The sequence below is a fragment of the Cognatundibacterium curvum genome (assembly GCF_014284235.1).
In the GTDB taxonomy this organism is placed as follows: Bacteria; Pseudomonadota; Gammaproteobacteria; order Burkholderiales; family Burkholderiaceae_D; genus Undibacterium; species Undibacterium curvum.
In genome coordinates, this window is the sequence record NZ_JACOGD010000011.1 from 27,298 (window position 1) to 44,492 (window position 17,195).

Below are 17,195 nucleotides of genomic sequence, written 5' to 3' on the forward strand. Positions count from 1 at the left end.
AATGACCATCGGTCATTTGAATGTATCGTAAATCTGCTGCTGAGGCTTGTCAACAAAAAATACTGTGTTCAGCAAAGCGAACAAGCCGGTTTTTCATCGCCAGCTAAGGCATTTATTCGCTTAAAAATCACGATGACAGCCTGATAAGACACAGTTTGTCGATGAAATGACTTCAAGCCTGGTTTTTTAGCTTAACAAACTAACCATGCCTGACATATAGTTGCTGTTTTGTATCGAAAATCGGCAAAACTCATGAGCGACAATAAAGAGAACATCATCAAATTTCCTATCGATCAGGGAGAGCAGGCTAAACAGCTTAAAGCTGAAAATTTGCTGGCGCGCGATGTGTACGAACGCATTGCCGATTTATTGGAGCGAAGCGACAAAAAATTAAATGGAAAACTGGACGTTGAATTAGATGATACGCGTGCGCATGAAGCCATTCTGATCGATGGTGGCAGAGGCACAGGTAAGAGTTCTATTCTCGTGAATTTACCGCTATACCTGAATCAGGTGCCTGCGCTCAAGGATAAATTATTGATCCTGAAACCGGTGGACCCTACTTTGCTGGAAGACGGTGATGACTTATTCCTCAATATCATTGTGGCGGCTTTGCTGCGTGATAAACAGATTAAAGATGCGCTAAGTCGCGTAGATAATAAAACCGAGGCATTTTATGAGCAGTTGCAGCGCCTGGGCACGGCCTTAGAAGGCGTGCAAAAGCAAAAGAATGAATTTGGTCTGGATAAATTACGTGCATTCATCGGCAATCATGGCATCGCCGATGAAGTACATAAATTATTTGGCCTTGCCTTAGGTGTAACAAACAAGCGTCTGATAGTCTTGCCTATCGACGATGTCGACACCTCATTACAGCATGCATTTGAAAATCTGGAAGTGGTCAGAAAATATCTTGCTTCGCCTTATGTAGTTCCTATCATCAGCGGTGATTTGACTCTTTATCGTGATGTGACCTGGCGCGAATTTTACGGACGTATTACCGATAAAGTGAAAGAGGATTCAAAGGAGGCATACCGTACAGCGAATGAGCTTGCGATCGAATATCAGCGCAAGGTTTTGCCTTTACCAAGGCGGCTACATGTACCAGATATTCAATCTTACCTGGATAGTAAAAACATCGTTATTGTCGATTCGAGTAATGAGCCTTTAGTCAATGTTAAGGTATTTTCAGATTGGCTCAGGTTTACATTAAATGGGCATATCAACGGCTTCGAAAACAGTCGTCAGACTTTACCAATTTTTTCTATTCGCGATTTTTCTCAACTGATTTCTAACGTTCAGGAAGAAGTTCGGGAATTGGTCGATTACTTAAGAAAAGACTCAAGCGAACGAAACGAATTGGGGGCTGGAGAAAAGGGGCAGTATCGATTTGCAACGGAATTTGCTTTCGTAGGACGTTTTTATAACAGAAAGCGTTCAGTAGATTATTTGCAGGCTTTGCTTGCAACTTGGATTCAACCTCTCGAAGATTATTTTTTCAAAAATCCAGCTGAAGGATCTGCCGCATTGGTAACTAGTGCAATGCGTCATTGGATAGTCCAGAGACAAGACCAGGAAGCCAATGCCACTACATCAATTCTTGATCTTGATCTGTTTAATCCAGTTCGACAGGGCTCGCCATACTGGCGTGATCATTTTAAAGGCCATGGTTTAAGGGACAGTTGGGGCAAATTTTTAGCTACGCGTATTACGGATGAAACCTGGATTCAGAGTATTCCGGAAAGTACAGTATTGCCTTATCCAGTCCCGGAATTAGGCGTGGCTGGCGCAAATACACTTAATGTGCCACATACAAAGTCAGATGCAATTACTGATCTTGGCTTGCAAAATATCGAATTTGTTCGCCGCTTAATGGTGCACCGTGCCTTCTATTCAAATAATCAGACGGGAAATTTAATTTTTACTGGAAGATTATTTGAGTTACTTATCTTGAGCTTAGTGCAGAAAGTTACCAATAGAGATGTTCATAAAATTCTGAGCAACTCTCCCTATTATTCCTCGGCTTTTTTTGCCGGGACAAAAATGCTTAAAATTGACGCATCAGCCGATGCGCCGCAGGCAGATGAAATTGATGATAACGATTTAGATAAATATATAGATCAATTAACTAAAGATATAAATTCGTGGCGCGCTGAACATACTGAGACCTTAAAATTACAGCCGCATGCGTTGCTGATTTATAAGGTGATGAATAAATTTTTCACCCAACTATCTCAAGGTTCTTGGATACTGGATAAAAAAGCAGATAGTGAAAAAACATACAAGCATCATCCGGGTCTTAAATATGTTGCAGATATAGGGGTGCGCTCATTCCACGCAATTTGCGCCGCGTTTGGTAGTTTTGAGCATCCTTACGTTCAGAGCGTTTCCATTGCCAATGGTACGGTTGCTGGAAAATCTTTTGAAAGCACCAGCCTTTTTATTTCAAACATCAAGCCATTCTTGAGTCCTGAATCGATCAGAAGTTATACCGGAGTGCTTTACCAGCATCCTATAAAAAATATTTTGATGGATACCTATCGGGTTCTTTCGTTTGAGGATGAACTTGAAGGTGTAAAAATCAAAGAGATCAAAAAACAAACAGTAGATGCATCAATCGAAGTTGCAATAGACAGAAAAATGCGCTACTACTTAAATATCATTACTGCTGGGGCAGATGCTAATACTGGGATAGAAATGGTAAAGAGCAGTAGTTTGCAGAGGCGAAGTGCAATTTTTGATGAATTTAAAAATAGGTTAACTCCCGCTCAAGTGTCAGCGTTGCCTACAATCAGAGACAAACCTAGTAAATCCCAACTGGTTCGCTTTCTTAAAATCTGTATGCCTGCAGATGTGAGTCAGTAATGCTGAACGCCGCATTATTCGATGTCTCAATTGCGACCGTTTTTTCGAGTTCAGCATTTGCAGAACTCATCAAACAACACCTGCTCAAACCCGACCCACGCCATCTGATGGAGCACAGCAATTTTCACGCTGTCTGTCTGGATGTGTTGCAGGCTGACCTGGACAGAGACTGGCCGCGGCGTTTTCGTCTGAATGAAATCCGGCATGGTTTGCAAATCGTGTGGCCGCAGACAGCCTTGCGTGGTCCTGCATTCAGCAGTCTGGATTATTTGTACGATCAGCTGTTCATCGCAGATGGTGATGCGCTGCGTTACCGCGATGGGCAGGAGCAAGACTATGTGCGCTTTTGTGCGCAGCTCGATCCGGCGCTGGTGGTGGGCTGGAAGTTTGCGCAGCATCTGATGTCGCCGCATAGTCTGACTACCCACGATATGCAGCGCATCGTGGGACAGCAGCAGGCTTTGTTCAGTCCGGCCGCGGTCGATGGCAATGCAGTCGCGGAAAATCATGCACATCTGGGCGGCGTGCATACCAGCGGGCTCGCTTTGTTATTGGGTGTGCTGGCTCCGGATGGCGATCATCTTAAGCAGCATCCTCAGCATTCGACTTTATGCGAACTGCAGCGTGTGCTGCATGGTTTGCTGACGCGCGCGAGCTGGCTGCCTGAGTCCTATGCGGATGGGACAGTTCCGGCTTGTGATGCCGCGCTCAATTTGCTGCTGCAAGATAGTCTGGGCGAGCGTTGGCGTACTCAGCCGCAACGGCGTAGCGACTGGCAGCTAATTGCACAGCAAACTGTACATGCCTCGGTGCGCGATGCGGCCTGGCTGCGTCAGCAAATGGCAGTCGCGATGCTGGCCGGGCGCGTTGCCCAAGCCTGGTTGTGGCTGCTGATCTGGCTGTGGTGGCAGTATCAAAGTCCGCAATGCCCGTATGCGCTGCGTGTGCTCATCATTTATTTTTTGAATCGTCTGATGCATTTGCGGCGTGAGCTGATTATGGATGGTCAGGGCTTGACGCGCTTCGTGGCTTATTACGACAGGCCACTGCGCTGGGGTGAGCAGCAACCCAATCATCTGAATGCGGCGCAAGTGCTGTTCCAGCATCCCGACGATGTGGCAGAGCTCAAGGTAACGCGTTCCAAATTCAAACCCGAAGAAATCGGTTTGTGGTTGCGTCAGCTTGCCAGCGCGACTGGCGTGGCTGCGCCGCAGGGGCTGGCACCTTTGCCTGCGGACGAGGCTGCAGCGTATCGTGCATTGATGGATCGCTGGCATTTCTGTATACATTTTTTACGCATTCCGAAATTCCAACATCATCCGGAACTGGTGTGGCGTGAAGCGCGCCAATTGCGTGAACAATGCCTGTCGCAGGCGGGCTGGGACAGGCCGGAATTGCTGGGCCTGAGCAGCCGTTTGCCGCAGGATATGCGTCGTCAATTGCTGCCTGTGCGCTGGGTGCGCGGCCTGGATGTGGCTGGCGATGAAAATCTGGTGCGGGTCGAAACCTATGCACCCGCATTGCGCTGGCTGCGTCAGGGCTTGCAGCATCAGGCAGAGCGTCAGGCGACTGTCGCGGGCTGGCATCTGAGTGTACATGCGGGTGAGGATTATGCTCATCCTTATTCCGGCATGCGCCATCTGGATGAAACCGTCCAGTTTTGCGAGATGCGTTCCGGCGACAGGCTGGGACATGCGCTGGCACTGGGCATACGTCCGCGCGACTGGTTGCAGCGCCACGGTGACATGGTGGTGCCTGTCGATGAGCATGTCGATAATCTGGTCTGGGCCTGGCATTATGCGGGTGTGATGGCAGAGCGCCTGCCCTTAGCGGCGCAAGTCATGCCTATGCTGGAGCGACGCATAAGGCGCTTTTTGCGCTATGTGCCGTGGATGCATCCGGCCTGTCTGGATTGGCTGCAGCCGGGCAGTATTCTGAAAGCGGCGCATGAACAGTTTGCCTGCAAGGCCGATGCACATATCACGCTCACCCATCCGGAAACCTTATTCAAAGCCTGGCAGTTACGCCGCAATTGCAGCTGGCAATTGAAGCAGGCTGAACTGTCTGGCATTTGTGATGCGGAATCAGCGCAGGCATTACCGGATCGCTATAAGCTGATGAAGCCTTGTACGCCGCATGCGGAGTTGCAGGGTGATGCAAGTACAACTGAAGCAGTATCGGATTATTTGCCTGATGTACGTTTGTTCCGCGACCGCGCGCGCTGGTTGGAGATGCAAAAGGGCGGCAAGCCAGCACCGGCCTGGGGGTGTCGCCAGACCCATGCCGCTTTGCCTCAGGTCAGAGTCTCGCTGAGCGGGCCTGAACACAGCGACAGCCGCTGGCAACAGCAAGCCTTAAATGCGCTGGGCACCCTCAGCGATCAGCATACAGAAACCGAGCTGGAATTCATGGAAGCCTTGCAGGATTATCTGCTCGATCTGTACGATGCGCGTGGCCTGATGATAGAGGTAAATCTGACCAGCAATGTGTATATCGCAAGGCTGGAAAGCTTCAGCGAACATCCGGTATTCAGATGGTATCCGGTCTCGGAAAGCGTGCTCAGACCGGTCGAAGCGGCTAACCGCTTTGGCCTGCGCCGTGGTCCGATCAAGGTCTGCATTAATACCGATGACCCCGGCATCATGCCGACTACACTCAGAACCGAATTTGCCTTGCTGCGCGCAGCCGCGATGGAGCATGGCGCCACCCGCACCGATGCCGAAAGCTGGACCGAACGCCTGCGCCAAACCGGCGTGCAGGAATTCCGTCGTAAACATCAGGCTGTGTGGACCCAGCGTAGCGTGTGAGGCGCGTGCAGGGTGTATGACACATCTGCGGCTAAAGATAAACACTGAAAAATTCTTAAACAAGTAAGGCAAATAAAAAAGAAATGGAATGAACGATGGCTGAAAATGACTTAGCTGTGAATACGCAGAATCAACAGGATGCCGCTGGTACCGTGGCCGATACAGCTGTACCAGGCCAAGTGCTAACAACGCCAGATGCAGGCACCGATGTGGCGCCCATCGTTGATCCGGCGCAGCTGGTGGTGCCGTTTAATGCTGATGCAATGGGGCTGATCGAAGCGGCGAAAACTAAACTCTTAGGCGAGATCGATGCCTCAATCCGCTGGTATGCGGAAAAGGCTCCACAGCGCGGTGCGACGGCCAGGCGCTTGCGGGTTGCGATGATTACGACTGGCGGCTTGTCCGCCGTGATTCCATCACTGACGCAAATGCATTTACCGGCGTGGATGGTGCCAGTGTTGGGGGAAACCATCTCGCCAATGTGGACCTCGGTACTGATAGCGCTGACGGCGACCTTGTATGCGTATGAACGTTTTTATGGTGACGCTGAAGCCTGGATGCGCTTTGTACTGGCGCAGCAACAGTTACAGCGTTTGCGCGAAGAATTTGAACTGAACTGGCTCACGATACAGGTCTTACGCGTGGGTCAACCCGATCTGGGTAAGGAAATGGCCGAGCTGATCCGCGTATCCCGCGCGCGCCATCGCATCATCCAGCTCGAGACTGAGCAATGGACGGCAGCGTTTAAGGCCGGCTTGCAAGCGACCACGCCTAAGCAAGTGGAAGAGAAGGGTGCTGTAACCGGTAGCTGAGGTGGCTGAGGTGGATGTACGCAGTGCTTGAATTGTTGTTCTGGGGCGTAAGTACAAAACGCTAGCCGCTAAACACTAAACACTAAACACTCATCACCGCCCCCCGTCATCCCTGCGCAGGCAGGGATCCAGTGACTTTCGCTGTAAAGCCGCTGGATTCCCGCCTGCGCGGGAATGACGAAATTTTGGGGGCTGGGTTCGTTTTCGAGCAGATTACAGCAGCTAAATTACAGCAGCTAAATGACAGCTGCTCAAGAAAAGGCGCTTACTGAAACACTCAGCCAGGCGCACAGCCTGCCATGAAAAATTGCACATAAAAAAAGCGAGCACCAGGCTCGCTTTTTTGTCGTTCAATTCAACAGGAAATTACGCAGCTTTTTTTGCTGTGACAGCTTCCAGGTGAACCGGTGTTTCTATGCCGTTTTCCCATTTCGCGATCACAGCGGCGGCGATGGAGTTGCCGACTGCATTGGTAGCGGAGCGGCCCATGTCGAGGAATTGGTCCACGCCCATGATCAGCAACAGACCGGCTTCAGGAATGTTGAACTGATTCAGGGTCGCAGCAATCACCACCAGCGAAGCACGTGGTACGCCAGCCATACCTTTTGAAGTCACCATCAACAGCAGCAGCATGGTGATCTGGGTGCTGGTTGACAATTCTATGCCGTAAGCCTGAGCGATGAACAGTACCGCGAAGGTGCAATACATCATAGAGCCATCGAGGTTGAACGAGTAACCCATAGGCAGTACGAAGCTGGAGATTTTGCGTTTGACGCCGAATTTGTCCAGGGCATCCAGAATCTTAGGATAAGCTGCTTCCGAGCTGGCAGTCGAAAACGCCAGCAGGAAAGGTTCACGTATCAAAGACATCAGACGGAAAATCGATTTGCCGAGGAAGATGAAGCCTGCAAATATCAGCAGCGCCCACAGGATGCCGAGGCCAGCGTAGAAACCTGCCATGAACTTGGCGAAAGTAACCAGCACGCCCAGACCCTGAGTCGTGATCACCGAAGCCATCGCGGCGAACACGGCTACCGGTGCCATTTTCATGATGGAGCCAGTGATGGTCAGCATCACGTGTGACAATTCATCAATCACGCCAGTCAGTTTTTTGCCGGTTTCACCCATCGCAGCCAGCGCAGAACCGAAGAACAGCGAGAACACCACGATTTGCAGAATTTCGTTATTTGCCATCGCTTCCATCGGGGATTTAGGTACCAGATGGTTCACGAATTCCTTGAGCGAGAAGGCGGCAGTTTTCAGGTTAGTGGCTGTACCTACTTCCGGCAAAGGCAGATTCAGGTTGACGCCTAATTTCAGTGCATTCGATAACAGCATGCCGATAGACAGCGAGACCAGCGAGGCGATAATAAACCAGCCCATCGCTTTCACGCCGATGCGGCCTACTGTCTTGGTGTCGCCCAGATGCGCAATACCGATGGTCAGCGTCGAGAACACCAGCAACGCGATGATCATCTTAATCAGGCGCAGAAAGACGTCGGTGAAAATGGAAAAGTAACCTGCCAGTTCGGTCGCAAATTTGCTGCCGGCCCAGGTTTCATGACAGCCATATCCAACCGCGATACCAGCCAGCATCGCGACAAAGATGAGCGGGGTCATCGATTTTTTCTTCATACATGCTCCGTGTGAGAGGCAGATTGCGCTGCGGTCTCGTTATGTTAGGGAATGACGCAATGAGCCTCAGTGGCGACACATTGCATACGCGCTGCGGCACAGCTGAAATTCATGAATCGGGTTGATGAGCGTTCAGGGATACTGCACGCGCGACTTCAGTTCACCGGGGATGTTGGCGCTGATCCGATTGGTCGGTTTAGTCTGCTTTCCGGACTTCTTCTGAGGGAGTTTGAGGATAAACATAATGGGGTCGCATCATGGCACTAAGCGCAGATGCACCATATTGGGGAAAACCACAATTGCCCGTCGTTTTAAACGGAAATTGTCGAAAAAAGCGGATGAAATTTGATTTTTGGGCTGTTTTAGAGCTTTTTGCTAAGAAATCGTCCGGTTTTGTCTGCATGCATACAATTATTTAAACCGGAAGTCTCAAGCTACATGCGGCTGTCAGCCGCTTTTGCCTTGCCAGACCGCATCAATACTCAGTCTCTTATTTTGGAGCGGTGCTCAGTGCGGTGCTCAGTGCGGTGTTTTGCTGCGCTTTGCCGTCTTGTCTGGGCCTCAGATGTGTGCCTGAGGCCCGCACAGCATGCAGTGCTCAGACGTGAATGCCGTGGCACTTCTTGTATTTTTTGCCGCTGCCGCAAGGGCAGGGATCGTTGCGACCTATTTTGGCTTCTTTGCGTATGGTCTGGGTGGTATAGGTTTGGCGGAAGTTGGGTTTCTTCTCTTCCTGAAAACTGTCCCACCAGCCCATTTCTTTTTCCACGTCGTGGATATAGCCTTTGCCATGTTCCAGTTCCAGCGCGCGGCTGGCGTTGAAATCGGCGGCGATATGTTCGTTGAACCAGTCCTGATCACTCATTTGCGGGTCCAGCAATTTATCGTTAAACCAGCCATTGACCTGCTCCGCCATTTCTTTAGCGCACAGTGCGGTGGCGACATCAACGATGGTTTCCAGTAAAACGGCATCGCCTTCACTCGCGGTACGGCGCTGACTGGCCAGTAGCTCGCCTTGGCTTTGCAGATATTCCAGCAATTCCTGACGCGGATTGTCACCCGCGATGACGCGTACCTGCCAGGCGATCAGCGCCGCAGTGCGTGACCAGATCGAGATGCCGGTGTTTTCAAACAGGGCTTTGAGTGGCGCGACATTGCCATCGCAAACCGAGGCCAGACAACGGCCATAGGTTTCAGTGACCACGTCGCCCATCATGCTTTCTATGACTTCATCGCTGTAGCTGCCCATCGCGATCATCGGTGCATAGGCGCTGCTGTCGCGCCATGAAGCCAGTAAATGCATCGCATACATATGCAGCATGTACTCGCCGTTTTCGGTGATGGCCGGGGTGGTCGCAACCTGTTGCAAGACTTCCGTCAGATGGGGTGCGAGTTCGGTTTTATTCTCTTCTGCCTGCGCAATTGCAGCACGCGGAAAAGGGGAGGAAAAAAATTCGAGTTGCTCGCGCAGCGCAGGCCAGATGGAAGACATAGTTAACAGATTCGGAAAGTGAAGTGTGGCGTCATTTCACGCTGCCCGGGAAGCTCAGCATGGTGAAAATCACCTAATCGCTCAGTATAACAGCTGCACCTGTTGAAAATTGTGACATCACCATCTTTTTGGTGGGCTTACTCAGTCTGCGCTTCCGCACAGATGGCGTGCTGATTTACTGATCCTGCCCAGCATCCTGGAAAAGGCGCGCATCGGCAGGAAAGCCGCTCTGCATCGGTATTTGTCATTGTCATAAGCAGTACTGACACTGTATATTTGCACAGATATTCAGGCTCTGTCATTTGGGCCGTGCATGTCAGCATATACATAGGCGTACAGTCGCCGTTTGCAACGTGCTGACCCATCAATAAACTAACATTGCGATGCCTGTTGATGCAGGCAAGGACTAAGCATACCGATGGCTTCAACTATCACTCCCGGACTGATCGCGATACATGGCAATCAGCTCGAACAACTAGGCGCGGCCATCTTCAGCTGGCTGCGACAGCAACCATTAGACGTGCTGGAGCAGGAAACCTTTATCGTGCAATCGAACGGGGTGGCGGAATGGCTCAAGATTTCGCTGGCTGCTGAAAATGGCATTTGTGCCGCGACCCGTGTCATGTTGCCAGCCCGTTTTTTGTGGGAATCCTACCGCAGCGTGCTGGGGCCGCAGGCGGTGGCACGCCGTTCGCCATTTGATAAATCCTCGCTGACCTGGCGCCTGATGCATATGCTGCCGCAGTTACTGGCGCAGGAAGTGTTTGCGCCTTTACGCCATTTTCTCGCGGATGGCGCGCCTGAACGGCGTTTGCAACTGGCACAAAAACTCGCAGATTTATTTGACGGTTATCAGGTATTCCGTTCTGACTGGCTGGCAGACTGGGATGCCGGGCGCGATGAATTGCGCTGCGCGGCGGGTCCGGCTTTGCCTTTGCCGCCGGATCAGGCCTGGCAGGCTGCCTTGTGGCGCGCAGTGATGCTGAGTGTGGATGAGCAGCAGCGCTACGGTGGCCGCGCTCATGTGCATCAGCATTTTTTACAGGCTTTGATGCCAGATGCCGCTTCAGATCTGCAGCCAGATGCAAAACCCGATGCGAAGCGCGCGCTGCCGCGCCGCATCGTGGTGTTTGGCCTGTCTGCGTTGCCACGTCAAACGCTGGAAGCACTGGGCGCACTGGCTCAGCACACCCAGGTCGTGATTGCGGTGGCCAATCCCTGCCAGTTTTATTGGGGCGATATTATTCAGGGCAGGGAATTGCTGCGTGCAAACCGCCATCGTCAGGATTTACGCGAAGGTCGCGACCTGAGCCAGATTCCGCCTGAAGAATTACACAGTCACAGTCATCCGCTGCTGGCCGCCTGGGGTCGCATGGGACGCGATTTTATCCGCATGCTGGATGAGTTTGACGATGCCAACGCGACCCGCGCCACTTATCAAAATTTGCGGCTGGATTTATTCAGTGAAGGTCCTGGTCAGCATTTGCTGGCACAGGTGCAGGCAGCTATCCGTGATTTGCTGCCGCTGTCTGAGCATGCGCGCCTGTCGCTGGCGGACGATGACCGTTCGCTGCAATTCCATATCGCCCACAGCGTGCAGCGTGAGGTGGAAGTCTTGCATGACGAGCTGTTGCTGATGCTGGCGGAAGCGCCGTCGGATGCCGACGCCGGTGTGCTGCGTCCGCGTGACATCGTGGTGATGGTGCCGGATATCGCCCAGTTCAGCGCGGCGATACAAGCGGTGTTTGATCAGTATGGGCGTCAGGATGCACGCTATATTCCGTATGAAATCGCCGATACCACAGAGCGTCAGATCAATCCTTTGTATATCGCGCTGGAATGGCTGATGCGCTTGCCGCAGCAGCGTTGTCTGCAAAGTGAAATCCGTGACTTGCTGGATGTGCCTGCGATTGCGGCGCGTTTCGGGCTGGAAGAAGCTGACTTGCCGCGTCTGGGCAGCTGGATAGAAGGGGCAGGTGTGCGCTGGGGCCTGGATGCCAGCCATCGAGCCAGCCTGGGACTGGGGCAGGTCGGTGAGCAAAATAGCTGGATGTTCGGTGTGCGCCGCATGTTGCTTGGTTATGCGAATGGTGATGCGGTCGATTTTGATGCGATCCAGCCTTATCCGGAAATCGCAGGTCTGGATGCAGCACTGGCCGGTTCGCTGGCCGATATGCTGGATAAGCTGATGGTATGGCGCACTGTACTTAGTGAAGCCGCTACACCGGCCGTGTGGGCACAACGTGCGCGCAGTTTGCTGAGCACTTTTTTTGCGCCTGAATCGGAACGCGACAAGCTGTCGCTGGCGCAACTGGAACAAGCGCTGCAAAGCTGGCTCGATGATTGCGAAATTGCACATTTTGAGCAGGCGGTGCCGCTGGCAGTCATGCGCGAAGCCTGGCTGGGGCAGGTCGAGGAAAGCAATCTGACCCAGCGTTTTGTATCGGGTGGCGTGACGTTTTGCACGCTGATGCCTATGCGCGCCGTGCCTTTCCGCGTGATTTGCCTGCTGGGCATGAATGACGGTGACTACCCGCGCCGTGCTCAGCATGCGGATTTTGATTTGCTGGCCTTGCCTGGTACTCAGCGTCCGGGTGACCGCTCGCGCCGTGATGATGACCGCTATCTGATGCTGGAAGCCTTGCTGGCTGCGCGTGAACGTCTGTACATCAGCTGGGTGGGGCGCAATATTCGCGATAATTCGGAACAGCCGCCTTCGGTGCTGGTGGCGCAATTGCGTGATTATCTGGCGGCAGGCTGGGATCTCGATCTGACCAGTCTGACCAGCGAGCATCCCTTGCAGCCTTTCAGCCGCCGTTATTTTGAAGCTGGCGGGCCGCTTACGTTTGCACGTGAATGGCGCGCCGCACACGAAGGCGAGATGCGGGATTCAATGGCAACTGGCCTGACGAACACGGACGCTGCGCTGGCCGCGATGGAGCCCGGTTACCGCCTGAATCTGTCTGAGTTCAGCCGCTTCATGCGCCAGCCAGTGACGTATTTTTTCCGGCAAAGACTGCAAGTCAGCTTCCCGGAACAGCAACTGGTATCGGCCGATGAAGAACCGTTCAGCCTGAACCGTCTGGATGAATATCAATTCGCCCAATTGCTGTTGCAGGATGACGGGGATCGCGAAACTCTGGACGATGTGCAGCCTGATATGGAACGCAAAATAGAACGGCTGGCACGTGAAGGCGTATTCCCGGTCGGACAGATGGGCAAGTGGTGGCAGCAGCAGTTATTGATTCAGCTGGTACCGGTGCGCCAGCAATGGCTGCGCCTGTGCGCGCGCTATCCGCAGCCAGCCGCCAAGCATGCGCTGGCGCTGAGTTTTCCGGCAGTACAAATTGAAGACTGGCTGGATCAGTGTTGGACCGATGGCTCGCGCACTGTATGGCTTGCGATGTCGCCCGCCAATCTGTGTCAGGCTAAGGGCGAAGAGTTGCAGGTGCGGCCGGATGCCTGTTTGCCTTACTGGTTGCGACAACTGGTGTCGGCGGCTTGTGGTGTGGCCGTGCCTGGTTATTTGGTTGGGCGCGATGCCGTGCTGTATTGTCAGCCGCTGTCACAACCGGATGCGCTGCAGACGCTGGACAGTGTGCTTGCTTGCTGGCAGCGTGCTTGCCAGCAGCCTTTGCCGGTTGCGCGTAAAACCGCGTTTGCCTTATTGAGCGGGAAAAATCCTGAAGAGTGCTATGACGGCAGTTACACCACGACCGGTGAAAATCAGGACCCCTGTCTGCACCGCATGTGGCCGGATTTCGCCGCCTTGTCGGCAGAACCCGACTGGAAGGCGTTGAGTCAGACTTTATACCAGCCTGTGCTGGACTGGATACAGCAGGCGGTACAGATACAGCCGCTGCAGTCTTTGGATGGCGCAGCGACAGAACAAAACATCAATCAGTCAGTCGGGGAGGCTGCATCATGAGTCAGCCTTTACATGCCGTTGATTTTCCTTTGCGCGGCGCGCGTCTGATTGAGGCCAGTGCCGGTACCGGTAAAACCTGGACCATCGCCGCGCTGTATATCCGTCTGGTGCTTGGGCATGGTGGCGAGCATGGATACGGACGTCCCTTGCTGCCGACTGAAATCCTGGTCATGACCTTTACCCGCGCCGCAACGCGTGAATTGTCCGACCGTATCCGCCAGCGTCTGGTGCAGGCCGCTGCATATTTTCGCGGTGAGCCGGGCACGGAAGACGATCCGTTTTTGCAGGCACTCAGCGACAGCTACCGTGAGCCACAGCAAGCGCTGCAAGCCGCCCACAGGCTGATGATGGCGGCTGAAGCGATGGATGAATGCGCGATCTTCACCATCGATGCCTGGTGTCAGCGCATGTTGCGTGAACATGCATTTGACAGCGGCTGCCTGTTTGATGAAGAACTGATCAGCAGCGAAACCAGCCTGCTTGATGATGCGGTGCGCGACTATTGGCGGCAACAAGTGTATCCGCTGCCCGCGCCTGTATTTGCCCAGGTGGCTGATGCCTGGGCTGATGTCCATGCCTTGCGCAGTGCGATACCGCCTATGCTGAATTATGCAGAGCGTTATGCAGAACTTGGCGCTACATCACTCGCTCAGCTGTTAGCCGCCAAACGCGAAACTGAACTGAGCTGTGCACAGCAATTGAAAAACCAGTGGCGCGCGCTGCTGGAAGAATTACAGCTGTGGTTAGAAAAGCATAGCGCCATCCTCAATGGCAACCGCTTGCGCAAAGCGACCTTAGCAGCGTTTTTTGAGAGTGCGCAACACTGGCTGGATCAGGCGCAGCAAATCATGCCTGATAAACGTTTCCTGGACGGTTGCGATAAGCTGAATGCAGACAATTTGCAGACTTGCTTTAAAAAAGATCAGTCCGCCGTGCTGCCGCAGGCTGCCAGCCTGTTACCCGAACTGAAGGCCGCCTTGCTGGGCTTTGAACCGGTGCAGCATGTGATGCTCAAACATGCGGCAGTGCGGGTGGCGCAGCGCATGCAGCAGCTCAAGCAAATGAACCGTCAGTTTGGTTTTGCCGATATGCTGCAGCGTTTGCGTCTGGCGCTGGAATCGGCCAACGGTACGACGCTGGCACGCCGTATGAGCAGCCAGTATCCGGTTGCGTTGATCGATGAGTTTCAGGATACCTCGCCTGATCAGTACCGGATATTTGATTTGCTGTATCGCTTGCATGATGCAGAAACCCCGCATGGGATTTTTTTGATTGGCGATCCTAAACAGGCGATTTATGGCTTCCGTGGTGCCGACATCCACAGTTATCTGGATGCGCGGCGTGCCACCAGTGGCCGTCACTATGTGTTGAATACGAATTTCCGCTCCTCGGCGGCGCTGGTGGGGGCGGTGAATCAGTTGTTTGAGCTGGCTGAGGGGAGTTCTGCTCAGCCCGGTTATCCGGCCGGGGCTTTCCGTTATCGCACAGCGCAAGGCAACCCGCTGCCTTTCGAACCCGTGCAAGCCAGGGGCAGGGCAGAGCGCTTCGTGACTGCAGCAGGGTCTCCGCCCGCCATGACGCTCAGTTATGTGCAGCAGGAAATGAGTAAAGTCGAACTGCATCAGCATGTGTCCTCCGTTTGCGCCGAACAGATAGTGAGCTTGCTCAATGATGCGTCCGCTGGTTTTCTTCAGGACGAACAGCTGACGCCGGTAAAACCGGCTGATATCGCGATTCTGGTGCGTGACCGCAGCGAAGCCAGAGCCGTGCGGCATGCTTTGCAACAGCGCGGCGTGGCCAGTGTGTATTTGTCGGATAAAGATTCGATTTTCGACAGCGATGAAGCGCGCGATATGTTGTTGTGGCTGCAGGCGATTGCGAACCCTATGCAGGCAGCCACTGCACGTGCCGCCTATGCCACCCGCAGTGCCAATCTGTCGCTGCAGGAACTGGCGACGCTGGTCAGTGATGATCTGGCCTGGGAAGCCAGAACCGAATTGCTCAGACAGATGCATAGTATCTGGCAGCGCCAGGGCATACTCGCGATGCTGCGCCGTTTCATCCACGAGCTGCACTTACCGGCCACGCTGTTGGCGCAAACCGGTGGCGAACGACGACTCACCGATATGCTGCATCTGGCTGAATTACTGCAATCAGCCAGTCAGCAGCTGGATGGTGAGCAGGCACTGATACGCTGGCTGGCGGAACAGATTCATGATCCCGCTGACAGCGGGGCCGATGAGCTGGTGCTGCGGCTGGAGAGTGATGCCGAGCTGGTACAGGTCATCACCATCCATAAATCCAAGGGTCTGGAATTCCCTATCGTGTTTTTGCCATTTGCGGCAGCAGCGCGCCCGGTCGCTCGCCGCGCCGGGAAATTGCTGACCTATACCGATGCCGACGGCGTGACGCAACTCGATCTGACGCAAAGCAAGGAAGTATTGGAACTGGCCGATGCGGCGCGGCTGGAGGAAGATTTACGTTTGCTGTATGTGGCGCTGACGCGGCCACGACATGCTTTGTGGATGGGCGTGACGGCGCAAAAAGGGCGTTTCCAGCATTCTGCGCTCGGTTATTTGCTGAATGCGGGGAATGCGATAGAAGCAGGTCAACTCGCGCAACTGCTACAGCCCTTACTCGCTAACAGCGCGATTGCCTTGCAGGATAGCAGTGCGCAGCCTGGCTTAAGCAGGCTGATGCGCCAGCAGGCTGCTCCTGTGTTGCAGGATGCGCCCGTGTACACGGCACAGTTTGAACGCAACTGGAGTGTCGCCAGTTATACCTCGATCACCCGTGGTTTGGGTGAAACCCGGCAAGCGCACAGCGCGCTGATGGAAAAACTGTCAGAAGTCGATGATGCCGCATCCTGGCAGCAAGTACAGGATAGCCCCTGGCACCGCTTCCCACGCGGTCCTGTGCCGGGGCAGTTTTTGCATGAACAGCTGGAATGGCTGGCAGGCGAAGGCTTTGATTTTGTGCATAGCGAACGCTATCGCACTGTGATGGAAAAACGCTGCGAGCGCGCTGGCTGGGCGCACAGACAGGATGACGTGATCGCCTGGCTGGCCGCAGTCTGTGGTCGCGAACTGCCTGAGTTGGGTTGTGCGCTATCCGGTCTGCAGCAATGTGTGCCTGAAATGGAATTCTGGTTTCCGGCCAGTGGCTTACTCAGTGCGGAACTGGATCAGCTGTGCCGTCAGCATGTATTGCCGGGACTGGTGCGTCCAGCCCTGAGTGAGCGCGATATGCATGGTATGTTGCGCGGCTTTCAGGATCTGGTGTTTTGTCATGAAGGGCGCTACTGGGTGATGGATTACAAGTCCAATACCATAGGTCCGAATGATGCGAGCTATCACAGCCAGGCTTTGCAGTTATGTCTGGTTCACCATCGCTATGATGTGCAGGGCGTGCTGTACCTGCTGGCTTTACACCGTTTGCTCAGGCAGCGTCTGGGTGAAGGCTATGCGCCGGAACAGCATTTGGGTGGTGCGCTGTTTTACTTCATGCGCGGTGTGGCACATCCAGACACGGCTGGCTGCATCCGTATCGCGCCGGACGCCGCTTTGCTGACACAGCTGGACCAGCTGTTTCCAGCCCAAACCAGTTTGTAAGTGAGGCGTCTGATGCCGTCTTTTTGTATTCTATTCAGTGAGCCA

The 17,195-nt window shown here is 53.5% G+C and carries 7 protein-coding genes; 5 read left to right on the forward strand and 2 right to left on the reverse strand.

Going from position 1 to position 17,195, the window contains the following annotated elements; translation table 11 throughout:
• Positions 1-252: 252 nt before the first annotated feature.
• The 3 genes from rdrA (at position 253) to H8K43_RS17445 (ending at position 6,484) form a co-directional block, all read left to right on the forward strand.
• Positions 253-2,865, forward strand: coding sequence for an antiviral RADAR system adenosine triphosphatase RdrA (gene rdrA / locus H8K43_RS17435; protein WP_186905039.1), 2,613 nt, complete (start codon positions 253-255; stop codon positions 2,863-2,865).
• Complete coding sequence (gene rdrB / locus H8K43_RS17440) at positions 2,865-5,672, forward strand: antiviral RADAR system adenosine deaminase RdrB (RefSeq protein ID WP_186905040.1); 2,808 nt, start codon at positions 2,865-2,867, stop codon at positions 5,670-5,672. Before rdrA ends, rdrB begins: the two co-directional genes overlap by 1 nt.
• A gap of 95 nt (positions 5,673-5,767) precedes the next feature.
• Positions 5,768-6,484, forward strand: coding sequence for an SLATT domain-containing protein (locus H8K43_RS17445; RefSeq protein WP_186905041.1), 717 nt, complete (start codon positions 5,768-5,770; stop codon positions 6,482-6,484).
• A 366-nt stretch (positions 6,485-6,850) separates the two neighbouring features.
• Here H8K43_RS17445 and H8K43_RS17450 read toward each other — a convergent pair whose 3' ends face one another.
• Together H8K43_RS17450 and H8K43_RS17455 are read right to left on the reverse strand one after the other, a co-directional pair.
• A complete protein-coding gene (locus H8K43_RS17450) occupies positions 6,851-8,119 on the reverse strand; it encodes a dicarboxylate/amino acid:cation symporter (RefSeq protein ID WP_186905042.1) in 1,269 nt (422 codons plus the stop codon).
• A gap of 598 nt (positions 8,120-8,717) precedes the next feature.
• Entirely contained in the window at positions 8,718-9,611 is an 894-nt protein-coding gene (locus H8K43_RS17455) for a DUF1186 domain-containing protein (protein WP_186905043.1), read from the reverse strand.
• 418 nt (positions 9,612-10,029) lie between these two features.
• On the opposite strand from H8K43_RS17455, the gene recC reads away from it, so the two are divergent.
• Positions 10,030-13,539 (forward strand): exodeoxyribonuclease V subunit gamma, encoded by a 3,510-nt coding sequence (gene recC / locus H8K43_RS17460; protein ID WP_186905044.1) that lies wholly within the window; start codon positions 10,030-10,032, stop codon positions 13,537-13,539.
• Positions 13,536-17,150 (forward strand): exodeoxyribonuclease V subunit beta, encoded by a 3,615-nt coding sequence (gene recB / locus H8K43_RS17465; RefSeq protein ID WP_186905045.1) that lies wholly within the window; start codon positions 13,536-13,538, stop codon positions 17,148-17,150. Before recC ends, recB begins: the two co-directional genes overlap by 4 nt.
• Positions 17,151-17,195: the final 45 nt, after the last annotated feature.